Genomic DNA, 24,725 nt, shown 5'->3' with positions numbered 1-24,725 from the left:
AGTTAACTTCAATTATAATTTTAAACTTTCTTTTAATGAGTATATCATTTTCTGAATTTCAGCTAAAAGTTCTTTTAAAGGTACTATTTTAACTTCAGAAATAAAATTAAGATCTATTAATAACTGTAACTGGGTTTGTAGCTCATAGGTAGAACCAAATGCAATTCCAAGAAATTGATAGAACTCGTTTTTATTATTTCTTCCCGCACCTTCAGCAATATTAGACGGTATTGAAACTGCACATCTTCTTATTTGAGATAGTAAACCAAATTTTTCCTCATTTGGTAGTTCGGCAGAAACCAAATAAACTTCTTTTACCAAAGTCATCGATTTTTTCCAAACCTTTAAATCTTCTATCCGGTGCGATTTCATACTAATTTCTAATATCTAACTTCTAACTTCTCAAATTTACTTACCAAGTAAATTTTTCAATCTATTGTAGATCTCAACATAAGCTTCAGTAACTTCTCCAAGATCTCTTCTGAATCTGTCTTTATCCAGTTTCTTCATCGTATCTTTGTCCCAAAGTCTGCATGTATCAGGAGAAATTTCATCGGCAAGGATGATCTCCCCATCTGCTGTTTTTCCTAATTCAATTTTGAAATCAACCAGGATGATATTCATTTTATCAAAAAGATCAATCAGAATTTCGTTGATACCCTCAGTAAGTTTATACATTTCAGCAAGCTCCTCATAGGTTGCTGCTCCTAAGAAAACGGCGTGATGATCGTTGATAAGCGGATCTCCCAATTCGTCTTTTTTATAGCAGATATCGAAGATGGTCACCGGAGATTTAATTCCTTCTTCCACTCCCAATCTTTGAGCCATACTTCCTGCAGAGTAGTTTCTTACCACCATTTCCAATGGAATGATGGATACTTTTTTTACCAGCTGCTCTCTTTCGTTTAGTTGTTTAATGAAATGAGTTTTAACCCCTTTTTCATTTAAATATTCAAAAATCAAAGTAGTGATCGCGTTGTTCATTTCACCTTTCAAATCAACTGATCCTCTTTTTTGAGCATTAAATGCTGTAGCGTCGTCTTTAAAACGTACCACTACTTCGTTAGGATTATCGGTAGCAAATACTTGTTTTGCTTTACCTTCATACAACATTTCTTTCTTTTCCATTTCTAAATTCTTATTAGTTAGATTTATTTTATATTACTTAATTAAAATTCCTGTTAAAACAGCCAATCCGAAACTCAGCAAAGTACCAATCAGTACATATTCCGTGAGTTTTCTCTGTTTAGCCTGTGCAAGATCGCTGAATCTGAATACAGATTTGGCAGCCACCATAAAACCTACGCCCTCCCAGTGATTCACCATAATAAAGGTAAATACCAGAAGACGTTCCAAGATCCCGATATATTTTCCCGCACTCGATAGAGATTCGGTCTGTAAGCTGCTTTGTGTTTCCGGAACCGGAGTCCACGAAGACAATAGTGTTTTTATGAAAATCGAAGCTGGTGTGGTCAGGAACAATGCTGCCATCAATATCTTTAAGAACTCATTATTGCTCAGAAAATCGAAATTGAATTCTTTAAAATAGAATGAAATTCCCAGGATGACAAGAATATGCAGTAACTGGTCAATGAAAAACCAGGCTTTTTTATTTTTTACGTTTTGGAAGACCAGCTTTGAAGCGTCAATGATAAAGTGTGTGATTCCGACAAGCAGTGAAACCCACCACCAATCTGTGTTCCAAAGAAAAATAAAACTTAAAACAGTATGAATCAGAACATGAAGATACAAATACGGGCTTTTCAGCTTACGGCGTTCTTTATCTGCAACCCAAGAGTTTGGCTGAAGAACAAAATCTCCGAGTAGATGTGCCAATATGAGTTTAGTAAAGATCATGCTTACAGTTCTGAGATTTTCTTTCTAAAATATTGATTAGTTTCTACGATAAGTTCGTAGTTCGCTCGTTTCAGTCTCTGACTTACCGAGGACTGTGAGATCGCAAATTTCCTGGCGAGATCTTCCTGTGTGATATCCTGGTTCATGATCATTTCGTGAATAATCTCTGCCGTAGCTACCGTCCAGCTGTCAAAATCTTTTGAAGACCATTTCAGGAGGATGTTTAAATCCCTGTCTACGGATTCGCTGGATGTTTTTATGGAAACGGTGTGTCCGTCGCTTTTAAGATCATTCAGTAATCGTCCGGAATTCACATAGGCCGTTCCGTTGGACTCTGTAATTTTTTCGGAGGAAAAATTCTCTTCACCAATGCCTATGGCAATTCTTACATCTAAATTTTCCTGACTTCTTATAAGGGACTTAATGGCTAGAAAACGCCAAAATACTTCATCAATGCTACATTTGAACTGAAACTCATCTCCCCTGTAGATTTCCCATGCGAGCGGTGAACTTCCCCAGTTTTCCAGGAGATTCTTGAGTCTGGTAATCCAAACTTCTGTGTCTGCATGCTGTGAATTTATAATATCACCGGTTATGACCGCTATCATTGTGCAAATATAAGCATAATTACTTATAAATAAAAAATATAAGCAGAAACACTTATAGATAATGATTATTAGTGAATCTGCTTATATCAATTATGTATTGTTGACAAGCTTTTTAGCGAATTATGTAAAAAGTTAAAAGCATAAAACGGCCAAAAAACATGATATTCTAACCAGCTATTTTTTAATAAACTGATAGACTTTCTCATCGAGTTTTAAGAAATAGAAACCAGTAGAAAGATTCTGCACAGAAATATTTTTCTTATTTCTGAACGGATCTTTCTCAGTATAGATTACTTTTCCTGAAACATCCAGCACTTGAGCCGTTTTAATATCCTGAGTCTCGCCACTTACGAAAAGGTTATCATCAACAGGATTTGGATATATTTTAAACTCTTTGTTGGAAGCGATCAGATCAGCTGCGGATAATGTTCCTAGATTCTGACAGTAGTTTATAGGATAAGAATCCCATTCTGAAACAGTAAATGTTGTTGCAGGCTGATTTATACCTGCTTTTCGATATAACGAAACATTGCTGTTTGTATTAGATGTACTTTTCAAACCGATTCCATCAACCGTACCAAAACCCTTATATGCTAATTCCACATATTGAACTCCAGTATAAGTCATGGGAGTAGAAGCAGTAACAAATTTAGCTTGCGAATTAGTATAACATGGGAATGCAGCATTAGGATTCAAAATTACAAATGTTTCATTATTAGCAATTTTGCCTTCAAGCTGAAAGCTATCTGAGAAATAATAACTGGTTCCACTGTAAAACTGAATATTTATATTGTAGTTATTCAGATTAACTTCATGTCCGGTTTTATTGGTAATTTCTATAGCTTTATTATTGGCACTTCCTTCAAGATATTTGGTAATCATTAAATCCTTTGCAAAACCATCTGAAGCTATGGTAGTTGCAGCTGCACTGTTACTGATTGGAGATTCCAGATATCCTTTATCATATGATTTTACAGTAAAAGTATAAGTGGTTGATGGAGTCAACCGATCAATTGAAATACTGGTATTTTTGGTAGTAACAATAGGCGTTGCAGCACCGTTCATATAAATTTTGTATCCTAAAATATCCGTATCTGTACTTGGAGTCCAGCTTAAATTGACAAAATTGGCATTTTGTTGAACTACTGACAGGTTTGTTGGGGCAGAAGGCGCAGTTGTATCGGGAGTTTCAGACCAAATTAAATCAACCCAACCTGGATTATCAATAAATGGATTTCTATTTTTCTGAATACTGTACACCGTATTATTTCTGTCTATTTCCCTTTGTGAAACAGGGTCCAAAGCATTCCATTGTTTTAACATGGTAATATAAGCCGGTTCAAAGGCACGTTCTTCGGTTCCATCGAACTGGGATTCGTCATTGGCCGGAGTCGTTCCCGCATTATGATTAAAGCCGTTCAGCTTTCCTTCATATCTTACAGCAAAATACAATAATGCTCTCGCAACATCTCCTTTAAATTCATTGATTGGTTCATAAACATGTCCTGTATAAGCCAAACCTGGAGTAGCATCGTTTGCAATTTTTGAACCGTTAGTAAAATTATAATAAACTGTTGATCCTGCTACACCATATGGGTAATTGGACCTTCTTTGATTGATCCAGCCATCAACCGGCACCACATAAAACAAATCAGAATACATAGGATAATTACTAATGCTCCCTGTACTAAATGTACTTTGTGGAATCATATGTTCCCGGTTCCACGCCTGTCCTTCTGCTGTAATGGAACCTGTCCCCTGCAATTGCGTGGAATTATACTCATATGCATCTGCTCCATTCGGAATTTCTGAATAAATATCCATTAATATATAGTTCCCACTGGAAGGATTGTTCGTATTATTATGATCATAATAAATATCTAAATCGGTCTGTTTATAATATTCCTGCAAATCACCATAATGCCAGTTCACATTCTTTTCAGAAATAATATCATGCAATTTAGACTTCAGCGTATAGCCTGTAAGTCCGGCTGTTCCGTCATAATATCCCGCCGGAACCTGGGCAGAAACAAATGAAGAAATAAGAATAATAGGAAGTAAAATTTTTTTCATACCTTAAAAATTGGGAGGCTAAAATAGTAAATTAAAACACTTAAAGTTCTGAATAATTTATTAAAAAATCATTAATTCTTAAAATATAAAAAATTGATTACTAAAATATTGCGTATAAGATACTATGACCTTAATAATTATTTTTGGCTTTCCGTCAATTTAATTATCTTTGGGAACTAACTATTTTATCTATATGAACACAGAGACTATTGACAACATTAAAATGATAGCGGAAACAGCAAGAGAATTTGCTGAGAAAAATATCAGACCTAATATTATGGAGTGGGACGAGAGCCAAACGTTTCCAAAAGACTTATTTCACCAGTTAGGAGAAATGGGATTTATGGGGATTGTAGTTCCTGAGCAGTACGGAGGTTCCGGTTTAGGCTATCATGAATATGTTACTATTCTGGATGAAATCTCTCAGGTAGACCCGTCTATCGGTCTTTCTGTAGCAGCACACAATTCACTTTGTACCAATCATATTTATGAGTTTGGAAATGAAGAGCAGAGAAACAAATGGCTTCCGCAATTGGCTTCAGGAAAAGTAATCGGTGCCTGGGGACTTACAGAACACAATACAGGCTCTGATTCAGGAGGTATGTCTACTACTGCTATAAAAGATGGTGATGAATGGATCATCAACGGAGCTAAAAACTTCATCACTCATGCCATCTCAGGAGATATCGCTGTAGTAATGACGAGAACAGGTGAAATAGGTGCTAAAAACAACTCTACTGCTTTTGTTCTGGAAAAAGGAATGCCTGGTTTTACTTCAGGAAAGAAAGAAAATAAATTAGGAATGCGTGCTTCTGAAACCGCTGAGCTTATCTTTGACAGCGTTCGTGTACCGGATTCACACCGTTTGGGAGAAGTAGGAGAAGGATTTAAGCAGGCCATGAAAATTTTGGACGGTGGAAGAATTTCTATCGCTGCTTTAAGTTTGGGAACGGCAAGAGGAGCTTATAAAGCTGCTTTAAAATATGCTAAGGAAAGACATCAGTTTGGAAAAGCAATCGCTGAGTTCCAGGCCATCAACTTTATGCTTGCTGATATGGCAACTGAAATTGATGCTGCTGAACTTTTGATCCAAAGAGCTTCAACATTGAAAAATGCCAAGCAAAAAATGACTAAAGAAGGAGCAATGGCAAAACTGTATGCTTCTGAAGCATGTGTGAGAATTTCTAACAATGCTGTTCAGATTTTTGGAGGTTATGGTTACACCAAGGACTTCCCTGCTGAGAAATTCTACAGAGATTCTAAATTATGTACAATTGGTGAAGGAACTTCTGAGATCCAGAGAATGGTGATCGGAAGAGATATTACAAAATAATAAAAACAACACAAATGATTAAACAAGCTCTTTTAGGTGAGTTTCTGCATGAAGCGGAAAATACCAGAAAAATTTTAAAAGCAATTCCGGACAGTGCCTTAGACTGGAAACCGTCTGAGAAAAACTGGACGACCGCCCAACTGGCTTCCCACATTGCAGAAGTTTATAACTGGTATGAGTCTACCTTCAATCTGGATGTTTTTGATATGGGAATTTACCAGTATGATAAAGGTGACATTTCTAAAGCTGAGAACATTGTGGCAAAATTTGAAGAAAATGTAGCCAAAGCTCAAAAAGTTTTAGAAAACTCAGATGAAACCACTTATTTCAATGAATGGACAATGGAAATGAACGGAAACGCTATTTTCCCTCCTACTCAAAGAATACAGGTAATCAGAGGATTTTTATACAATCACCTGTATCATCACAGAGGTGAGCTTGTGGTTTATTTAAGATCAACAGGAAATAAGGTTCCGGGACTTTACGGACCTACTGCTGATGATAAAATGTAATAGAGAATTATTCTATCAATAAATGAATAGCATACGTATTTTACGTGTGCTATTTTCTTTTTTTGAGATAATACACTTTTAACTATATTCAATGTATCGCATAATATTTTAAATGCATACTCAGAAATTTTCTTAAATAATTTTGTTTTTCGTAATATATTTTTTATTAGCTTTGATATTCCACAATCAAAATAATTAATTGATATGAAAAAACAATTATCCATGATTGGAATGCTTCTTATTACGGGCATTTCTTTCGCGCAGACTGACCGTCTCTGGAGTGAAGGTTCAAAAAAAGCACCTTCAGACATTTTTGAAAACAAAACCCAAATCAATAATCCGAAAATCTATAGCCTGGATTTTGCAGGATTAAAGAATGCTCTTGCAAAAGCTCCCAAAAGACTCGCTCCGGGAGAGAAATCAGAAACCATCATCTCTTTTCCTAATTCTGAAGGAAAGATGGAAAACTTTAAAGTAAGAGAAAATTCCAACTTTGACCCTCAGCTTGCTGCGAAATATCCGGATATCAAATCTTACGTAGGCGAAGGCCTTAACGACCCCAATTCAACAGTTTATTTCAGTATTTCTTCCCTTGGACTATCCTCTATGGAAATCTATGGTGATAAATCTGCAGTCTTCATTGAGCCGTATGCCAAAGATCTTTCGTCTTATGTGGTATACAAAAAGTCTGATAAAAAAGATAATCTCAACAAATTTGAATGTACTGTTATCGATGTAGCTCAGAAAGGCGTATCGAACTCCAATATAGCTGCAAGACCGAATGCAGATGATGCCAAACTGAGAACATTCAGACTGGCACTTTCAACTACAGGAGAATACACGGTATATTTTGGAGGAACTAAAGCAAATGCACTGGCTGCCATTAACAATACCATGACCCGTGTCAATGGTGTTTTTGAAAAAGATTTTGCAGCAAGAATGGTTCTGATCGCCAATAATGATGCCGTGATTTATACCAACGCTTCTACAGACCCCTATTCTGCGGCTTCAGGAATGAGCAGCTGGAATTCCCAGCTTCAAAGCACCCTGACTTCAGTGATCGGGGAAGCAAATTATGACATCGGACACTTATTCGGAGCTTCCGGAGGTGGCGGAAATGCAGGATGTATCGGCTGTATCTGTACCAACGGATCAAAAGGAAGCGGATATACTTCTCCGGCAGACGCTATTCCTTCAGGAGATAACTTCGATATTGATTACGTGGCCCACGAAATGGGTCATCAGTTTGGAGGAAACCATACTTTCTCTCATGGAAATGAAGGTACAGGTGTTAATATGGAACCCGGTTCCGGATCTACCATTATGGGGTATGCAGGAATTACAGCCCAGGATATCCAGCCGCATTCCGATGCATTTTTCCATGCGGTGAGCATCCAACAGATCACCAATAATATTAAAGCTAAAACATGCCCGGTAAGTACTTCTACAGGAAATGCTATTCCTACCGCCAGTGCCGGTCTTGATTATACTATTCCAAAAGGCACCCCATTCATGTTAACAGGAACGGGAACCGATGCCAACGGAGACTCATTAACTTATATCTGGGAACAGATGGATAATGCTTCTTCATCTCAAACAGGAGCAAGCTCTGCAGCGAGTGCTACAAAAGCAACAGGCCCAACATTCAGATCATGGACCCCTGTAACGTCTCCAACAAGGTATTTCCCTAGAATGGCATCGATATTAACAGGAGCCACTACTACTGCTGGTTCAGAAATCACAGTGGAAGCTTTGTCAAATGTTGCCAGATCATTAAATTTCAGATTTACAGTTCGTGACAACAGAGCCGGAGGTTCAGGAAACAATTCTGATGACGCCCTGATCACGGTAAACGGAACAGCAGGACCATTCAGTGTGTCTTCACAAAACTCAGCAATATCATATGCAGGAGGAAGCTCACAAACGGTTACCTGGAATGTAGCAGGAACTACTGCTAACGGTGTCAATGCTACCAATGTAGACATTCTTTGGTCAACAGACAGCGGAAATACCTGGACTACCCTTATTGCCGGAACACCAAACGATGGAACCCAGGCTGTGACCATTCCTAATTCATCCACTACAACAGGAAGAATTATGGTAAAAGGCTCCAACCACATTTTCTTTGATGTTAATAACGCCAATATTACGGTCAATGCAGGATCAGGAACAGATACTGTAGCGCCTACAGCGCCTACCCTTGCGGCTTCCGGAACTACAGCTACGACTACCAATCTGTCCTGGAGCGGAGCAACCGACAATGTAGGTGTTACAGGATACGATGTTTACATGAACGGATCGTTGATCGGTAATACAGCATCTACCACTTATACTGTAACCAGCTTAACACCAGCAACAACTTACAGTTTCACGGTTAAATCTAAAGATGCAGCTGGAAACGCTTCTCCTTCAAGCAACACCGTGAGCGTTACAACGCTTACCGGAGGTACAGTGACTTATTGCTCATCTTCTGCCAGCAATACTGCTGATGAAAGAATCGGAAACGTAAAATTCGGAACAATCAATAATACATCAACGGGAACAGCAGGTTATGAAAACTTCACTTCTGTTTCTACCAATGTAACGAGAGGAAGCGCTTACACGATCTCAGTAACTCCAACATGGACGTCAACTGTTTACAGTGAAGCCTACGCAGTCTATATCGATTATAACGGTGACGGCGACTTTACAGACAGCGGAGAACTGGCATGGTCTAAAGCAGGCTCTACAACAACTCCTGTAACGGGAAGCATCACGATCCCTGCAACCGCTGCAGTCGGATCCACAAGAATGAGAGTGATGATGAAGTACAGTTCTATACCTACTTCTTCATGTGAAGCTTATACTTATGGACAAGTTGAAGACTATACGCTGAATATCGTTTCTTCAGGAAAAGGAGAATTATCTGGTACCAGAGATCTAATCACTAACACTGATATCAGACTGTATCCAAATCCTGTAAGAGATATATTACATATTTCAAATACGACATCTGAAGATTATAAAATCTTCGATATGGGTGGAAAACTAATTAATTCAGGAAAACTAGAAAGAGGCAGTGTCAATGTAAGCGGACTTATCAAAGGAGCTTATATGATCCAGGCTGGAGAAGCTGCCAAGAGATTCATCAAAAACTAATAATCATTAAAGTAAACACTTTAAAAAGGCCGTTCAGCAATGAGCGGTCTTTTTTTGATGTATGATCATTGATAGATTATTAATGATACTACAATACTATTCCTCTTCACATCAAATAAACTGTAAAACATGAAAATTTGTTGTTAAAAACATCCCAATTAACAAACCTCCAATACTAATAATGTTTTATTTTGAAAAAATTCACTATTATATGATTTTTTGATTTAAATTTATCATTCGAAATTATTCTTTCATTGTACCGTTAAACCAGCTTTTATTAAAAGGAAATTCTGTATTAAATTTCCCTAAGTTGGTGACCCTACCGTTGCTTTTCCTCCTAATCTCGATCAGAATTTATTTTGCTTTAAAATGGATGCCCTATGATTACAAAAAGTAAATTACTAAAGTGATTTCTGGTTGTTATAGCACCATAAAGACAAAATTGTTTTTCAGGAAGGGATTAATACCATATTGCTTCAAAAAAATTAAATAACTATTAAAACTTTTATTATGAAACATTTATTTAAGTACTTCTTATTTTTCACAATGGCTTCTTTTTCCATTGCGTGTAGCTCAGACAGAGAAGATGAGATTGACATTACAACGGGAGCAGTGACTCATGTATTCTATAAAAATGCGGATGAATTTGCTTTAACCTATGATACAGCAGGAACTGTAAGTCCAACAATCAGAAATCAGGCATTTGATCTATACAAGCTGGGAAAATGGACTGAACTGGAAGCGCTCTTTAAAGCTAACAATCTGAATGGCGGCTGGCCACCTGCAAATGGCGGATACAATATCTATGACGATGTTTCTTTTCAGGCCGGACAAAGATTTGACAGATACAGTGGTGCTGTTGGCAGTTATGATGGCACAGGAGTCCCTACTTTAGGAGGAAGCTTTACAAGCCCGATCATCAACGGATATGTTTACACTTTTTCTCAAAGAGCCTTAAATCAGGCTGAAAATAAGTATGATTTTTATTATGAAATAGATGTTCTGAATAATTTGCTACCTTTCAAATCTCAAGTAGGCGATGTCATTCCATGGTTTAATCAAGTGGGCGGAGGTAAACAAACTATGTGGAAAATTCCGATTGATGTAACAACCGGGTATCAGAAAACATGGAATAAGCTGGCACAGGAAGGATATGTAAGAATCACAATCAAAAAAAGCCCTAGTGGAAAATACAATAACTTAGCAGGTACGGTTATTCAGCAATAAATAAATTCCCATGTATTCAATATCAAAAAAAATAAACATCCTTAAACAGGCACCTATTGCAAAGAATTTTTTCAGCAATGTTGAAATGACACGATTAGCGGTAACACAATTCACCTGCTGTGATTGTGGCCATGAAAACAGCATTGAAATAATACCTTATGAATCAGGATTCCCTATCTTTCAAATATATAATGAAGATATAGTTTTATCCAAAGGCGAATTACTGCAAAACAAAATTGTTACCGAAACGTCAAACAGCATGTTACATTTTGGAGCATTAACGGTCAGTAATTTACCCACTTTATATTTCGGAACCGATTGTCAATCCTGCCATTCAAAATATTTCTGCGTATTCAGTTACGGCGAAAAGCAACCTGGACTAACGGTTTTACAAATCTCAGGTATTTGGAAATATGAGTAATGAGGACGATTTATCTTGAAATAAATAAAAACCGCAGCTTAAAAACTGTGGTTTTTTTATGGATCTATAAGTAGAAAAATTACGATGCTATGAAAAATTAAACCCACTAACATCATTGAATTTTTTCATCATCTTATGTAGTATAATATGCCATGTACATTACAAATTTTCCAAAATCGTTTTCTATCTTTGCTGTAAATAATAAAATTCATGGATAAAATTGACAGTCTGAACCAAGTTGCAGAATTCCACACTACTTTTAAAGCCCCTATTTTAGATACTCCCCAGATCCCTTCTCAGGAAAGATGCAACCTTAGAGTTGAACTTTTGCAGGAAGAATTAAATGAATTAAAGCAGGCTATTGCTGATAATGATATTGTAGAAATTGCTGATGCATTGTGTGATTTACAATATGTTTTAAGCGGAGCCGTTCTGGAATTCGGACTTGGCAGTAAATTTGTAGAACTATTCAACGAAGTACAGCGTTCCAATATGTCTAAAGCCTGCGACAATGAAGAACAGGCAGAGGAAACTGTCGCATTTTATAAAGAAAAAGAAGTAGAATCTTTTTATGAAAAATCCGGCGAGAAATTTAATGTGTACAGAAAAGCAGACCATAAAGTCCTTAAAAACAAGTACTACTCTCCTGCCGATTTAAAAACAATTATCGAAAAATAATATGAAAAAATTTATTACCAATATTGTTGCCGTTTCAACCCTTGTTCTGGCATTTCAGCAGTTCAGCGCCCAAAAAGTGGTAATGAACCGTGAAGTGGAAAGCAAGAATGACGGCAAGATGCTTTTAGGAAACCAATTTAAAGAGCAGTTCTTAAAAGCGCCCTATGCAGACTGGTATGTGAAAGAGCATGATGAATATGCTATTGACCAGAAAGCAATCGGTGAACTTAGAAAAGCCAAACTTACTTCTTATTCTCTTGTTGTTTTTATGGGAACCTGGTGTGAGGACAGCCACAGGGATTTCCCGAGGCTGATGAAGATTTTGGAGGAATTAAAATATCCGGACAACAAGCTTACTATTATTGCTGTTAACCGTAAAAAGGAATCTCCTACCGGAGACGAGGTACGCTATAATATCCAGAAAGTTCCTACTATTATTGTGGAAAAATATGGTAAAGAGATCGGAAGAATCATAGAAATGCCTACCAGCGGATATATAGAGAGAGATCTGGTAAACATTCTGAAAAAAGATGACAGTTCTGTAATCAAAGAAATTTTTAACAAATAGTGTTGAGAAATTATAAAGTAATCATATCATTTGCAGCGGGAATTCTCGTTATGCTGATCCTGTTCTTCGGACTTAAATCATGTTTAAACCTTGGTGGAAAGACGGAAAAATCAGATTATTACATTCTGACCAACCAGATATCCCGAATGAATAAAATGGTGGTTATGGAGCAGAATATTTCCAGCATGCAGAAAACCAAAATGGGCTACGAAATGTTTGGAAAAGAAGTTTCAAACAACAGTATTATTACCTACACCAAAACCAATGCACAGGTGTCTTATGATCTTAACAAAATGAAGATAGAAGTGGATTCCATTAATAAAAAACTGGTTATCACTGAGCTTCCGGATGCAGACATAAGAATTACCCCAAGCGTTGAAATTCAGTCGCTGGATGATTCTTTCTTTAACAGAATCTCTGAAAAGGACATTAAAAATGTGAGCCAGAAAGCCAAAGAAACAGCAGTTCAGTCTATCGATCAGAACCAGTTGAGAACGGAAGGCCGCAAACAATTAATGGAAAATCTTAATAATATTTTCGTTTTGGCAAAAGCTTTGAATTATACTATAGAAGATGAAACCGGCAAGCTCGGTGTTTTAGGACTCTAAAAATGTAAAGCTATGGATTCAGAAGATAACAAAAAGAAAGAATCTGCAAACAGTGCAGAAACGAAAAAGCAGAACGAGGATTTTCAAAACATTCCTGCTTCATCAGAAAAAAGCAATCCTCCTGATATTGACAAAGAAGATGTTCAGAAATCTTCGAAAAATAAATCAGGAAAAACGGATAACACGAAAAAATAAAACGAAAAGGTTCTGCTCATTGGAGTGGAACCTTTTTTATTGAAAATTTTTAGCTACAAAAGCCACAAAAGTTTTTTAAACACTTAAGTTGATTTCAAGTTTAAATTCAAGCTGCAGAGAAGAGCACTTGCGTTTTATAAAAAATCAAAGAGTTTATTGATAATGGCAAAAATAAATGATCTGTTTAATCTGATAGGAAAAGAATTTTAAACCATTAAGCCTTATTAAGCTGGTAAGAACATTAAGATTTAGCTTCGCTTTTGAGACGTACAAATAAAAAAAATCATTGATTTTTTCTTAACTCATCTTATCTTCTTCATTTATCTTAATGTTTTAAAAAGCGCAAAATGAAAATCTGTGTCATCTGAGAAATCTGTGAGAGATAAAAAATATAAAAGTTATTTTTAACACTTTAGTTATTTTTAACGTTTATACATTACGCATTAAAACACCTAAGTTCTGTGAAAACCTTTGATTTTCGGCTTATTATTTCAGGGGATTAAAACTTTTGAAACTAAAGGGCTCTAAAGTATTTAAAAAAATCAAAACTTTTGTGACTTTTGCGGTTAAAAAAAGTAAAATAGTAAGCAGTCAGAACAGAAAGATTCCGCTCAAATGAATGAACAGAACCTTTCTTACTAATCTATTATTATGTGGACTTAAATGATCAAACGATTGTGGATTTTCCGATCTTGATGTTTTCGAAATTGTAATAGGATTTCTCAGAATATTTGATGTAATCTGCAATAAAACTGCCCACTTCACTGGTGGTATAATGCTGTTCCGTATTAAGATCTACCGTTACATATCTGTTCTCTATAGCATGTTCTACTGCCCTTCTTAGTTTATCCGCAGCTTCCGGAAGTTCAAGATAATCAAGCATCATAGCGGTACTTAAGATGGATGCCACAGGATTGGCAATACCTTTTCCTTTAGCCTGGGGATAAGACCCGTGGATAGGTTCAAAAAGTGCATTTTCCTCACCTATCGATGCCGAAGGAAGAAGTCCGATGGAACCACCGATAACACTTGCTTCATCGGAAATAATATCCCCGAACATATTTTCGGTCAAAATTACATCAAACTGCTTAGGATTAAGAACCAGCTGCATCGCCGCATTATCTACAAATATATACTCCAGCTGTACATCAGGATATTGTGTCGCAATTTTCTGACACGTTTTTCTCCAAAGTCTTGAAGTATCCAGAACATTAGCCTTATCAATCAATGTAAGCTTCTTTTTCCTTTTTTCAGCTTCTTTAAAAGCCATATGGGCGATAGGAATAATATCTTCAGTGCTGTATTTACAGACATCGTAGGCATATTTACCGTCCGGATCTGTAAATTTTTCACCGAAATAAATCCCGCTTACCAACTCTCTGAAGATCTGAATATCCGTTCCTTCAATAATTTCTCTTTTTAAGGGACTTTTGTCAATCAGTGAAGGGTACGTTTTCAAAGGTCTGATGTTGGCATACAATCCCAATTCTTTGCGAAGTTTCAGGAGACCTTGCTCAGGTCTTACTTTTGCCTCTGGATTATTGTCGAAAACCGGATCGCCAATTGCCCCAAACAGCACAGCATCTGAATCTTTGCAGATTTTCAGTGTTTCATCTGGAAGTGGATCACCTGTTTTAAAAATAGCTTCAGCCCCCATCAATCCATAGGAATACTGAAATTGGCATTGAAATACTTCTGCTACAGCATCCAGTACTTTAATACTTTCACTGACCACTTCGGGACCTATCCCGTCTCCGGGAAGAACTGCTATTTTAAAATAACTGTTGCTCATACTTTTGTGTTTTTAGTTCAAACTGTTTTATCGCCTGTTTCTTGCTGATTAAAAAATCAATATCGTCATAGCCATTAATTAGGCATATTTTTTTATAAGAATCGAGTTCAAAAGTTTCTGTTTTACCATTAAAACTGATCGTCTGCTGTTCTACATCCACGGCAATCTCTGACTCAGGATTTTCAGTAACGGTCTTTAAAATATCTTTTAAAAATTCTTCAGAAACCTTTACCGGAAGAAGTCCGTTGTTTAAAGCATTTCCTTTAAAGATATCGGCAAAATAACTCGAGATGATTACTTTAAATCCATAATCCGTCAAAGACCACGCGGCGTGTTCCCTGCTGCTTCCACACCCGAAATTATTTCCGGCAACCAGAATCTCTCCACTGTATTTAGTATTATTTAATACAAAATCCGGATTAGGTTCTCCTGTATGGATATTAAATCTCCAGTCTCTGAACAGATTTTCTCCAAAACCCTTTCTGTCTATGCTTTTGAGAAATCTGGCGGGAATAATCTGGTCTGTATCTATGTTTTCTGCCGGCAACGGTACTGCGCGGGATTGTATGTATGTTAATTTTTGCATTGGTCTGTTGATCTGTTTAGTTTAAGCTTTCAAAAGCCGAAATTCTTCCTTCTATAGCTGCTTTTGCGGCAGTGAGCGGACTCGCAAGAATAGTTCTGGCGCCCTGCCCCTGCCTGCCTTCAAAATTCCTGTTGGATGTTGAAACACAATACTCTCCTTCCGGGATCTTGTCATCATTCATCGCGAGGCAAGCTGAGCACCCAGGCTGCCGGATCTGAAATCCTGCATCATTGAAAATCTTATCCAGACCTTCCTCATAGATTTGTTTTACAACCTGTTGCGAACCCGGAACGATCAGGGCGCTTACACTTTCAGACTTATTTTTTCCTTTAATATATTGGGCTGCTGAGCGGAAATCTTCTATTCTAGCATTCGTACAGCTTCCGATGAATACATGATGTACTTTAATACCTGAAACTTCCTGTCCGGCTTTCAGTCCCATGTACTGAAGCGCTTTTTCTTCGGATTCATTCTGAGGAACCGGAATCACTTCATGAACGGAAATTCCCATTCCAGGATTAGTCCCGTACGTGATCATTGGAAATATCTCTGATGCATCAAAGGTCAATTCTTTATCAAAAATGGCTCCTTCATCCGTCTTAAGAGTTTCCCAGTAGGCTAGTTTCTCTGTCCACTCCTCTTCTTTCGGAGCGAATATTTTTCCTTTTACATAGTCAAAAGTCGTTTTATCCGGTGCGATCATTCCCCCTCTGGCTCCCATTTCAATACTCATATTGCAAACGGTCATTCTACCTTCCATAGACATTTTTTCAAATACATTTCCGGCATATTCACAGAAATAACCCGTTCCGCCATCGGTTCCGATTTTGGAAATAATATAAAGAATAACATCTTTCGCCTGAACATTCTCATTGAGTTTTCCATTGACGGTAATCCTCATAGATTTAGGTTTATTAAGCAACAGACACTGACTGGCAAAAACCTGAGCAACCTGACTGGTTCCAATACCAAAAGCAATGGCTCCAAAAGCACCATGCGTGGACGTATGGCTATCTCCGCATACAATACTCATTCCCGGCTGGGTAATCCCCAATTCAGGAGCAATGATATGTACAATCCCCTGATACTGATGCCCCAATCCGAATAATTCAACATTATTTTTTTTGCAGTTCTCTGTAAGCTGCTCCACCTGGTTTCTGGATAATTCATCCCTGATGGGTTGTTCCTGGTTAAGAGTAGGAACATTGTGATCTGCCGTAGCGACAATCTGTTTTGGCCTGAAAACTTCAAGATTTCTTGCTTCGAGTTCTGCAAAAGCCTGAGGACTGGTAACCTCATGAATCAGATGTTTGTCTATATAAATAATTTGAGGTCCGTTGGGAATAGTTTCTACAACGTGAGCATCCCAGACTTTGTCAAAAAGTGTCTTTTTATTCTTGTTCATTTTCAATTTTCCTTGATTTTAAAATCAATTACTATCCTATTTTTCGGCTGCTGGTTTCGATCATCATATACAAATCATCATTTTTCACCTCTTTTTTCATATCAGCAATTTTTAAAAACTCCTGATACAGGTAATCAAGCTCATCTTTGGTGATATCATAACCGATATGTTTAAACCGGTAAGCTAAGGCAGAACGCCCGCTTCTTGCTGTAAGAATAATGGATGAAGCATTCACCCCTACTTCTGCAGGATCTATAATTTCATACGTTTCCCTGTTTTTAATAACACCATCCTGATGAATTCCTGAGCTATGGGCAAAAGCATTAGCTCCGACAATGGCTTTATTCGGCTGCACCGGCATTCCCATCAGGTCAGAAACCATCAAACTCATTTCATTAAGCATTCTTGAGTCAATATCTGTGTAAAGATGTAAGTCTTTATGCTGCTTTAAAATCATGACGACTTCTTCCAGAGCAGTATTTCCGGCTCTTTCTCCTAACCCGTTGATCGTACATTCGATCTGACGTGCCCCGTTGACAGCTCCGGCAATTGAATTAGCTGTAGCCAATCCCAAATCATTGTGACAATGACATGACAAAACTGCTTTTTCGATGCCTCTTACATTTTCCTTCAGGTATTTTATTTTTTGGCCATATTCTTCAGGAAGGCAATAACCGGTAGTATCTGGGATATTCAGGACTGTAGCTCCGGCTTTGATCACTTCTTCACAAACCTTTGCCAGGTAGGCATTATCTGTTCTTCCAGCATCTTCTGCATAAAATTCTACATCTTCCACATAACTTTTGGCATATTTTACAGCTTCTACAGCTCGTTCAAGGATATCTTCCCTTGTTGAATTGAATTTATATTTAATATGAGAATCTGAAGTTCCGATTCCGGTATGGATACGTGGCCTTCTTGCAAATCTTAGCGCTTCAGCGGCTACATCTATATCTTTTTTATTGGCTCTTGTCAGTCCGCAAACTTTGGCGTTTTTTACCAGTTTTGAAATTTCTGAAACGGATTCAAAATCTCCGGGGCTTGAAATTGGAAAGCCTGCTTCTATTACATCAATCCCTAGCTTATCAAGCCTTTCTGCTATCATTAGTTTTTGTTTCGTATTCAGTTTACATCCGGGAACCTGTTCCCCATCCCTCAGCGTAGTATCAAAAATTTCGATTTTTTCGGAATTCATAATGAAGTTTTTTACTTAATTTTGATCAAAACTACTGCTTACAATATTTTTTTGTTTTCATTTGTTCTGAAAATTACAATATTCAAAGGCTGGCGAAATAACCATATTTATTTAATAATCAATAAATTATATTTTACAAATTTACAATGGCAGAATTGCAGAAAGATTTTTTGTTTGTCCTGATTAAGTCATTAGCCACTTCTGAAAAACGACAGTTCAAGCTGTACGTGAATCGTCTTGGAATTAATGTTGATGCTAAATTTCTGCTCCTCTTCTCGGAACTGGATAAGATGAAGGAATATGATGAGCACATTATCATTGAGAAAAAAATTTCCACCAAACAGCAGCTTTCCAACCTGAAGGCCCATCTGTATAAGCAGATTCTGGTGAGCCTCAGAATGAATCCAAGCCATCAGAATTACAGGATACAACTTCGGGAACAGTTGGATTTTGCTAATATCCTATACCAAAAAGGTCTTTACAAGCAGGCTTTAAAAATATTGGACAAAACCAAACAGTCTGCCTTGGAACTGGATGAGAAAAGTATTGCTTCCGAAATCATCGATCTTGAAAAAGTAATTGAGTCGCAGTTTATTACCCGAAGTATAAAAGGGCGGGCTGATGAACTTATTGAGCAATCTACAGAGATTAGCCGACAGAATCATTATGCAACGGAACTTTCCAATCTTTCCCTGAAATTGTACAGTGAAATGCTGACGTATGGCTATGTAAAAAATGATACGGACCGTGAGAAAGTACTGGAACTTTTTAATGATCAAATCAAAAAAATAAAACTGGAAAAACTGAATTTCACGGAAAAACTATGGTATTTCAAAGCTCATGTGTGGAAAAATCAGTTGCTTCAGGATTACAAATACACCTTAAAATACGCCTACCAATGGGTAGATCTTTTCCATAAAAAACCGGAGATGATCTTTAGCCATCCGGTGTGGTATATCAAAGGGAATACCTACCTGCTTAAAATCCTGTTTCTATATGGAAATATTGATATTCTGGAAGAACATTTCGAGAATTTCAATACAACCGTCAATGCTGAGAATTTTGCCCAGAATGAAAATCTTCAGGCTTTAATTTTCCTTACCCACTACAATACTTTAATGAATATTCATTTTGTGAAAGGCGAATTTTTTGCAGGCACAAAGCTTATTCCTGAAATTGAACTTAAAATGGAAAGGCTTCGGGAAAGAATTGATGAACACCACTTTATGATCCTTTACCTGAAAATGGCCGCGATGTTTTTCGGAAGTAAAAACTTTGAAAAATCCATTGAATATTCGATGAAGGTGGTTGAATGCAAAGGAAACGTACAGGAAGATCTTCTTTTCCATACAAGAATGCTCATTTTAATGGCTAAATATGAATCCGGAAATGATGAAGATTATGATGAGTTCATCAACTCAACGCTGAAATTTGCAAAAAAAATGAAAAAACCTGAAGCCTTTCATTTTGAAAGCATTCAGTTTTTTAAGAACATCAACAACTTGGTTTTAAATAAACAACAGAAATCATTTGAAGCTTTCGATGAAGTCCTTGAAGGCTTTTCTAAAAACGAATATTATAGGAGATCACTGTTTTATATTGACATCCATGGATGGGTACAATCTAAAGTAAGAAATGTGGATGTGATTGAAATTATCAAACAGAAAGTACAGTATAAAAGGAAAAGCTAAAAATTGGTGGCCGTGAGAATTCATCAGCCACCAGTGCTATTAAATACTTTCTATAAATTTCAAAGCATTTTTATAACTGATCTTTTCCATGATTTCAGGAGAAAAATCCTTTTCAATTCTGCTGTTGATTGCATTCAGTGCTACTGCATCATCATATCCTTCAAAGAAAAAAGGATAACGTGATTTATCAGGGTGGTTTTTGCAATAGAAAAAATCAGCACCGTAGGCAATAGCATCTTCTCCTCCCAAATCCAGTCCGTATTGAATATGTTCGTATAGTTTTTCCGGGTTGGTTTCATCTACACAGTTTCTGATAAAATTAAGACCTATCAGACCTTTTCTTTTGATAATTTCTTTAGCCAGTTCATCCGGAAGATTCCTGTTTTTGTCATGAACTGTCCGGTAATTGGAATGGCTTGCCAGAATAGGAATGTTGTAATTTTTCTGATCAATATAATTAAGAATACCATAGGCCAGCTGATCGCTTGTGTGGGCGAGATCAATAGGAATTTTTCTGTCTGAAATATAATCTAACAGAACTTTTCCATCTTCTTTCAATCCCGCCTCAGAATTATTCCCGCCTCCAAAACGGTTTTCTGTATGATGGGTAATTCCCAGATAAAGAATTTTCTGTGTCTTTTCAATGATGGCTTCCAGGTTTTTAAATCCTGATTCTAAAGGCTCATCTTCTCCGCAAAAACCAGACGCATTTTCAATAGAAGCAATGACGCCTACCCTGTTTTCATTTTCCTTATTTTTGTAATTTTCGCCTTCAAATAAGAAGAAATTTTCATTTTTCAGCATCTCTGAAAATAGGTGACTCTGTTTGGCAGCATCCTCCGTACTGTTGGCACCAGTCGCGGAGTATATGGCCATTACCTGGAGTTTCACATGTCCCTCTTTTAAATAAGGGAGCGAACAGCCTAGTTCTTTATCATCAATTGTAGCGCCCGGGCTTAATAAATGGCATAATAAATCGCAGTGCAGGTCAATATTAAAGTTTTTCATATCATTATACATCTTATCATTTCTTTTTTGAATCAGTGTCAGATTTTCCACAGACAGAACATCCCAGTTTCGGAGCTTTCTTACTGGAAAACACTAAAGTATGGGGGTATTTCTCCGTGAAAAAATTAGGCTAAGAATGAATACATTTAAAATCACAAATCCAATTTTCAAGATTCAACCGTAATTCTTATTTCAAATATACTTTAAATATAGCATATTAACTAAAAAATGCGTATTTTTGCCTCTTAAAATTTCTTAGTAAACAATGATAAAAATTACACTTCCAGACAATAGTGTCAAAGAATTTGAAGGAGAAGTTACTCCTTTAGATGTGGCGAAATCTATAAGCGAGGGATTGGCTAGAAATACCATCTCCGCAGTTGTAAACGGCAAACAAGTAGAAACCACCACACCTATAACCACGGATTCAACGGTACAATTGTTAACCTGGAATGATGATCTTGGAAAGAAAGCCTTCTGGCATTCTTCGGCTCACCTTTTGGCGCAGGCGATCCTTGAATTTTATCCCAATGCTAAGTTGACCATCGGTCCGGCCATTGAAAGTGGATTCTATTATGATGTAGATTTTGGGGACGAAAATTTATCTGAAAAAGATTTTGAGAAGATTGAAAAGAAAGTGTTGGAAAATGCAAAGAAAGCCTCCACGTTCTCTCTATATCCAGTTTCTAAAGAAGAAGCATTAAAAACATACGCAGATAATCCTTACAAAGTAGAGCTTATTTCTAATCTTAATGATGGAGAGATCACTTTTGTAACACATGATAACTTCACAGATTTATGTCGTGGAGGACATATTCCGAATACGGGAATTGTGAAAGCTGTTAAGATTTTAAATGCAGCCGGAGCTTACTGGAGAGGAAATGAAAAAAATCCTCAATTAACAAGAGTTTATGGTATTTCTTTCCCTAAACAGAAAGACCTTACTGAATATCTTGAATTATTAGAAGAAGCTAAAAGAAGAGATCATAGAAAGCTAGGTAAAGAATTAGGAATTTTTGCTTTCTCTGAAAAAGTGGGCGCAGGTTTACCTCTTTGGCTGCCAAAAGGGACTGCTTTAAGAAAAAAATTAGAGAATTTCCTTTCTGATGCTCAGAAAAAAGGAGGTTACGAATTTGTAATGTCACCGCATATCGGTTCAAAAGAATTGTATGTAACCTCAGGACACTGGGATAAATATGGTGCAGATAGCTTCCAGCCTATCAAAACGCCAAATGAAGGAGAAGAATTCATGCTGAAGCCAATGAACTGCCCTCACCACTGTGAAATTTACAAAACTTCACAATGGAGCTACAGGGATCTTCCAAAGAGATATGCAGAATTTGGTACTGTTTACAGATATGAGCAAAGTGGAGAGCTTCACGGGCTGACAAGAGTTCGTGGATTTACTCAGGATGATGCTCACCTTTTCTGTACTCCGGATCAGCTTTCAGAGGAATTTGAAAAAGTAATTGATTTAACGCTTTATGTTTTTAAATCATTAGGTTTTGAAGATTTTGTTACTCAGGTTTCGTTAAGAGATCCTGATAACAGAGAAAAATATATCGGTTCTGATGAAAATTGGGAAAAAGCCGAAAATGCGATCATCAACGCAGCAGAGAAAAAAGGTTTGAAAACAATTGTAGAATATGGCGAAGCTGCATTCTACGGTCCGAAACTGGATTTCATGGTGAAAGATGCATTGGGAAGAAAATGGCAGCTTGGAACGATCCAGGTTGACTATAACTTACCTGAAAGATTTGATCTCCACTATATTGGAAACGATAATGAGAAACATAGACCGGTAATGATCCACAGAGCTCCATTTGGTTCTATGGAACGTTTTATCGCGATCTTATTAGAGAATACGGCAGGAGATTTCCCATTATGGCTAAGCCCTGATCAGTTTATTATTTTACCGATCAGTGAAAAATACGTAGATTATGCAAAAAAAGTTTCACAATTTTTAGAAAATCACGATATTAGCGGTCTGATTGACGACAGAAATGAGAAAACGGGTAAAAAAATCCGTGATGCAGAATTGAAGAAGATCCCATTCATGCTTGTTGTAGGTGAAAATGAGGAGAATGACGGCACGATTTCTGTAAGAAGACGTGGAGAAGGAGATCTGGGAGTGATGAATATGGAAGATTTCGTCAATTATTTTAAGAAAGAAGCAGCAATATAATATTGCTAAATAGAAAGTTAACCAATAAAATTTAATACAATAGCACAAAGATTTAACAACAGGGGCCCACAGAGACGTCCTGTACAGGAGGACCTACACTTGATCAACGATAAAATTCGTGTGAGAGAGCTTCGTTTAGTGGGCGATAACGTAGAGCCGGGAATTTATCCAATCGATAAAGCAAGACAATTTGCTGCAGAACAAGAATTGGATCTGGTAGTAATTTCCGATAAGGCAGAACCGTTTATTGCAAGAATATTAGAATACAAAAAATTCTTATATGAGCAAAAGAAAAAGCAGAAAGAACTTAAAGCCAAGCAAATAAAAGTGGTGGTAAAAGAGATCCGTTTCGGACCTCAGACTGACGACCATGATTATGAATTTAAGAAGAAACATGCTGAAAAATTCCTTGAAGAAGGTTCTAAATTGAAAACCTACGTTTTTTTTAAGGGACGTTCAATTATCTTTAAAGACCAGGGAGAGATCCTTCTTCTAAAACTTGCTCAGGAACTGGAGCACGTAGGAAAGGTAGATCAGCTGCCAAAGCTTGAAGGAAAAAGAATGATTATGATGATGAGTCCTAAAAAACCAGCTAAATAGTTTTAGCAGACCCAGCGTCTGTTTCCTATCATATAAAACCTCAAAATATTTTGAGGTTTTTTTTTGTTTTGAAATTTTATTAAGTTATTATTAAATATTATCCTACATCAATATCCCGTGAAAGATATTGATATACCTTTGTATTGTAAATAATAAACAATACTATTCGTTATATTATTAATAACTTAAAAGAAAAAAAACAATGAGTACACTTACACTACAAGACGGAACGGAGATTTATTATAAAGACTGGGGAAAAGGACAACCGGTATTCTTTCACCATGGATGGCCTTTATCCAGTGACGATTGGGATGTACAGATGTTATTCTTCCTAGAGCAGGGTTACCGGGTTATTGCCCACGACAGAAGAGGTCATGGGAGATCTACACAAACTGCTGATGGACATGATATGGACACTTATGCATCAGATGTTGCAGAAATTGTTACAGCGCTGGATTTAAAAGATGTCATTCATGTAGGCCATTCTACAGGTGGTGGTGAAGTGATCAGATATGTAGCACAGCATAGCAAGGGAAGAGCTTCAAAGGCTGTTTTAATAAGTGCAGTAACACCTATTATGATTAAAACTGAAAACAATCCCAACGGGATCCCAATGTCTGTTTTTGATGAAATCCGTCAGAATACAGCCACTCAGAGACCACAGTATTTTGTAGATTTTTCGCTGGCATTCTACGGTTATAACAGAGAAGGAGCCAAAGAATCTGAAGGAATCCGCAGAAACTGGTGGAGACAGGGAATGATGGGTTCTATCAAGGCTCATTACGACTGTATCAAGGCTTTTTCTGAAACCGATTTCACAGAAGATCTTAAAAATGTAGAGGTGCCGGTATTGGTATTACATGGCGAAGATGATCAAATTGTTCCCTATGAAATTACTGGTGTAGTAGCGGCTCAACTTGTTAAAAACGGGAAATTGATTACATACCCGGGATTTCCTCATGGGATGCCAACTACAGAAGCTGCAACGATTAATAAAGACCTGTTGGAGTTCTTCAAATCATAGAATTTAATTTTCAATATGATA

Annotated in this window: 23 protein-coding genes; 13 read left to right on the top strand and 10 right to left on the bottom strand. The window is 37.0% G+C overall.

Annotated features, from left to right (window positions below; translation table 11 throughout):
• Positions 1-12: 12 nt before the first annotated feature.
• The 5 genes from NZD88_RS16785 to NZD88_RS16765 form a co-directional block, all read right to left on the bottom strand.
• Positions 13-372, bottom strand: coding sequence for a four helix bundle protein (locus NZD88_RS16785; RefSeq protein WP_259830655.1), 360 nt, complete (start codon positions 370-372; stop codon positions 13-15).
• Between the two features lie 36 nt (positions 373-408).
• Positions 409-1,128: a phosphoribosylaminoimidazolesuccinocarboxamide synthase gene (gene purC, locus NZD88_RS16780; RefSeq protein WP_073330844.1), complete on the bottom strand. Its 720-nt coding sequence runs from the start codon at positions 1,126-1,128 to the stop codon at positions 409-411.
• A 33-nt stretch (positions 1,129-1,161) separates the two neighbouring features.
• Positions 1,162-1,857, bottom strand: coding sequence for a DUF3307 domain-containing protein (locus NZD88_RS16775; RefSeq protein WP_259830652.1), 696 nt, complete (start codon positions 1,855-1,857; stop codon positions 1,162-1,164).
• 2 nt (positions 1,858-1,859) lie between these two features.
• Positions 1,860-2,465 (bottom strand): SatD family protein, encoded by a 606-nt coding sequence (locus NZD88_RS16770; RefSeq protein ID WP_259830650.1) that lies wholly within the window; start codon positions 2,463-2,465, stop codon positions 1,860-1,862.
• 174 nt (positions 2,466-2,639) lie between these two features.
• Positions 2,640-4,538, bottom strand: a complete 1,899-nt coding sequence (locus tag NZD88_RS16765; RefSeq protein ID WP_259830648.1) for an endonuclease — start codon at positions 4,536-4,538, stop codon at positions 2,640-2,642.
• A 193-nt stretch (positions 4,539-4,731) separates the two neighbouring features.
• Here NZD88_RS16765 and NZD88_RS16760 point away from each other — a divergent pair, with 193 nt between their 5' ends.
• From NZD88_RS16760 to NZD88_RS16720, 9 genes are all read left to right on the top strand, one after another.
• A complete protein-coding gene (locus NZD88_RS16760) occupies positions 4,732-5,871 on the top strand; it encodes an acyl-CoA dehydrogenase family protein (protein WP_169233226.1) in 1,140 nt (379 codons plus the stop codon).
• Positions 5,872-5,885: 14 nt separating this feature from the next.
• Positions 5,886-6,383 (top strand): DinB family protein, encoded by a 498-nt coding sequence (locus NZD88_RS16755; protein WP_259830645.1) that lies wholly within the window; start codon positions 5,886-5,888, stop codon positions 6,381-6,383.
• Between the two features lie 204 nt (positions 6,384-6,587).
• Complete coding sequence (locus NZD88_RS16750) at positions 6,588-9,521, top strand: reprolysin-like metallopeptidase (RefSeq protein WP_259830643.1); 2,934 nt, start codon at positions 6,588-6,590, stop codon at positions 9,519-9,521.
• A gap of 510 nt (positions 9,522-10,031) precedes the next feature.
• Positions 10,032-10,748 (top strand): TNT domain-containing protein, encoded by a 717-nt coding sequence (locus tag NZD88_RS16745; protein ID WP_259830642.1) that lies wholly within the window; start codon positions 10,032-10,034, stop codon positions 10,746-10,748.
• A 10-nt stretch (positions 10,749-10,758) separates the two neighbouring features.
• The gene (locus tag NZD88_RS16740; protein ID WP_259830641.1) at positions 10,759-11,169 is read left to right on the top strand and encodes a hypothetical protein; all 411 of its coding nucleotides are present in this window, start codon (positions 10,759-10,761) and stop codon (positions 11,167-11,169) included.
• Positions 11,170-11,379: 210 nt separating this feature from the next.
• Positions 11,380-11,847, top strand: a complete 468-nt coding sequence (locus NZD88_RS16735) for a pyrophosphohydrolase domain-containing protein (RefSeq protein ID WP_034744534.1) — start codon at positions 11,380-11,382, stop codon at positions 11,845-11,847.
• Position 11,848: 1 nt separating this feature from the next.
• Positions 11,849-12,415, top strand: a complete 567-nt coding sequence (locus tag NZD88_RS16730) for a TlpA family protein disulfide reductase (RefSeq protein WP_259830640.1) — start codon at positions 11,849-11,851, stop codon at positions 12,413-12,415.
• A gap of 2 nt (positions 12,416-12,417) precedes the next feature.
• Positions 12,418-13,023, top strand: a complete 606-nt coding sequence (locus NZD88_RS16725) for a DUF4230 domain-containing protein (protein WP_259830639.1) — start codon at positions 12,418-12,420, stop codon at positions 13,021-13,023.
• A 12-nt stretch (positions 13,024-13,035) separates the two neighbouring features.
• On the top strand, positions 13,036-13,218 hold the full coding sequence (locus tag NZD88_RS16720) for a hypothetical protein (protein ID WP_169233233.1): 183 nt from the start codon (positions 13,036-13,038) through the stop codon (positions 13,216-13,218).
• A 667-nt stretch (positions 13,219-13,885) separates the two neighbouring features.
• On the opposite strand, the gene leuB is transcribed toward NZD88_RS16720, so the two are convergent.
• The 4 genes from leuB to NZD88_RS16700 are packed head-to-tail and all read right to left on the bottom strand — an operon-like array spanning position 13,886 to position 18,196.
• Complete coding sequence (gene leuB, locus NZD88_RS16715; RefSeq protein WP_259830636.1) at positions 13,886-15,010, bottom strand: 3-isopropylmalate dehydrogenase; 1,125 nt, start codon at positions 15,008-15,010, stop codon at positions 13,886-13,888.
• The gene (gene leuD, locus NZD88_RS16710) at positions 14,991-15,596 is read right to left on the bottom strand and encodes a 3-isopropylmalate dehydratase small subunit (RefSeq protein WP_259830633.1); all 606 of its coding nucleotides are present in this window, start codon (positions 15,594-15,596) and stop codon (positions 14,991-14,993) included. The genes leuB and leuD overlap by 20 nt, the downstream gene beginning before the upstream one ends.
• A 16-nt stretch (positions 15,597-15,612) precedes the next feature.
• Positions 15,613-17,001: a 3-isopropylmalate dehydratase large subunit gene (gene leuC, locus NZD88_RS16705; RefSeq protein ID WP_259830631.1), complete on the bottom strand. Its 1,389-nt coding sequence runs from the start codon at positions 16,999-17,001 to the stop codon at positions 15,613-15,615.
• Between the two features lie 31 nt (positions 17,002-17,032).
• The gene (locus NZD88_RS16700) at positions 17,033-18,196 is read right to left on the bottom strand and encodes a 2-isopropylmalate synthase (RefSeq protein WP_259830629.1); all 1,164 of its coding nucleotides are present in this window, start codon (positions 18,194-18,196) and stop codon (positions 17,033-17,035) included.
• A gap of 146 nt (positions 18,197-18,342) precedes the next feature.
• Between NZD88_RS16700 and NZD88_RS16695 the strand changes: the two genes are divergently transcribed.
• Positions 18,343-19,887: a hypothetical protein gene (locus NZD88_RS16695; RefSeq protein ID WP_259830627.1), complete on the top strand. Its 1,545-nt coding sequence runs from the start codon at positions 18,343-18,345 to the stop codon at positions 19,885-19,887.
• 39 nt (positions 19,888-19,926) lie between these two features.
• On the opposite strand, the gene NZD88_RS16690 is transcribed toward NZD88_RS16695, so the two are convergent.
• Positions 19,927-20,895, bottom strand: a complete 969-nt coding sequence (locus NZD88_RS16690; RefSeq protein WP_259830625.1) for a dipeptidase — start codon at positions 20,893-20,895, stop codon at positions 19,927-19,929.
• A gap of 265 nt (positions 20,896-21,160) precedes the next feature.
• Here NZD88_RS16690 and thrS point away from each other — a divergent pair, with 265 nt between their 5' ends.
• From thrS to NZD88_RS16675, 3 genes are all read left to right on the top strand, one after another.
• Positions 21,161-23,080 carry a threonine--tRNA ligase gene (gene thrS, locus NZD88_RS16685; RefSeq protein ID WP_259830623.1) on the top strand — a complete coding sequence of 640 codons (1,920 nt, stop codon included), beginning with the start codon at positions 21,161-21,163 and terminating at the stop codon, positions 23,078-23,080.
• A 99-nt stretch (positions 23,081-23,179) separates the two neighbouring features.
• Positions 23,180-23,680 carry a translation initiation factor IF-3 gene (gene infC / locus NZD88_RS16680; RefSeq protein ID WP_185194848.1) on the top strand — a complete coding sequence of 167 codons (501 nt, stop codon included), beginning with the start codon at positions 23,180-23,182 and terminating at the stop codon, positions 23,678-23,680.
• A 202-nt stretch (positions 23,681-23,882) separates the two neighbouring features.
• Positions 23,883-24,704: an alpha/beta fold hydrolase gene (locus NZD88_RS16675; RefSeq protein WP_259830622.1), complete on the top strand. Its 822-nt coding sequence runs from the start codon at positions 23,883-23,885 to the stop codon at positions 24,702-24,704.
• Positions 24,705-24,725: the final 21 nt, after the last annotated feature.

The organism is Chryseobacterium pyrolae (genome assembly GCF_025153485.1).
In the GTDB taxonomy this organism is placed as follows: domain Bacteria; phylum Bacteroidota; class Bacteroidia; order Flavobacteriales; family Weeksellaceae; genus Chryseobacterium; species Chryseobacterium antibioticum.
The sequence above is the reverse complement of the archived record's forward strand: the minus strand, read 5'-3'. Positions and strand labels throughout refer to the sequence as shown.

Bases quoted from the DNA above. Each gene is read 5' to 3' on its own strand.
- NZD88_RS16740 (WP_259830641.1), top strand. From the start codon at position 10,759: ATGTATTCAATATCAAAAAAAATAAACATCCTTAAACAGGCACCTATT.
- purC (WP_073330844.1), bottom strand. From the start codon at position 1,128: ATGGAAAAGAAAGAAATGTTGTATGAAGGTAAAGCAAAACAAGTATTT.
- leuB (WP_259830636.1), bottom strand. From the start codon at position 15,010: ATGAGCAACAGTTATTTTAAAATAGCAGTTCTTCCCGGAGACGGGATA.
- NZD88_RS16750 (WP_259830643.1), top strand. From the start codon at position 6,588: ATGAAAAAACAATTATCCATGATTGGAATGCTTCTTATTACGGGCATT.
- NZD88_RS16730 (WP_259830640.1), top strand. From the start codon at position 11,849: ATGAAAAAATTTATTACCAATATTGTTGCCGTTTCAACCCTTGTTCTG.
- NZD88_RS16700 (WP_259830629.1), bottom strand. From the start codon at position 18,196: ATGAATTCCGAAAAAATCGAAATTTTTGATACTACGCTGAGGGATGGG.
- NZD88_RS16695 (WP_259830627.1), top strand. From the start codon at position 18,343: ATGGCAGAATTGCAGAAAGATTTTTTGTTTGTCCTGATTAAGTCATTA.
- NZD88_RS16785 (WP_259830655.1), bottom strand. From the start codon at position 372: ATGAAATCGCACCGGATAGAAGATTTAAAGGTTTGGAAAAAATCGATG.
- NZD88_RS16775 (WP_259830652.1), bottom strand. From the start codon at position 1,857: ATGATCTTTACTAAACTCATATTGGCACATCTACTCGGAGATTTTGTT.
- NZD88_RS16720 (WP_169233233.1), top strand. From the start codon at position 13,036: ATGGATTCAGAAGATAACAAAAAGAAAGAATCTGCAAACAGTGCAGAA.
- leuD (WP_259830633.1), bottom strand. From the start codon at position 15,596: ATGCAAAAATTAACATACATACAATCCCGCGCAGTACCGTTGCCGGCA.
- NZD88_RS16735 (WP_034744534.1), top strand. From the start codon at position 11,380: ATGGATAAAATTGACAGTCTGAACCAAGTTGCAGAATTCCACACTACT.
- leuC (WP_259830631.1), bottom strand. From the start codon at position 17,001: ATGAACAAGAATAAAAAGACACTTTTTGACAAAGTCTGGGATGCTCAC.
- NZD88_RS16755 (WP_259830645.1), top strand. From the start codon at position 5,886: ATGATTAAACAAGCTCTTTTAGGTGAGTTTCTGCATGAAGCGGAAAAT.
- NZD88_RS16760 (WP_169233226.1), top strand. From the start codon at position 4,732: ATGAACACAGAGACTATTGACAACATTAAAATGATAGCGGAAACAGCA.
- thrS (WP_259830623.1), top strand. From the start codon at position 21,161: ATGATAAAAATTACACTTCCAGACAATAGTGTCAAAGAATTTGAAGGA.
- NZD88_RS16770 (WP_259830650.1), bottom strand. From the start codon at position 2,465: ATGATAGCGGTCATAACCGGTGATATTATAAATTCACAGCATGCAGAC.
- NZD88_RS16745 (WP_259830642.1), top strand. From the start codon at position 10,032: ATGAAACATTTATTTAAGTACTTCTTATTTTTCACAATGGCTTCTTTT.
- NZD88_RS16675 (WP_259830622.1), top strand. From the start codon at position 23,883: ATGAGTACACTTACACTACAAGACGGAACGGAGATTTATTATAAAGAC.
- NZD88_RS16765 (WP_259830648.1), bottom strand. From the start codon at position 4,538: ATGAAAAAAATTTTACTTCCTATTATTCTTATTTCTTCATTTGTTTCT.
- NZD88_RS16690 (WP_259830625.1), bottom strand. From the start codon at position 20,895: ATGAAAAACTTTAATATTGACCTGCACTGCGATTTATTATGCCATTTA.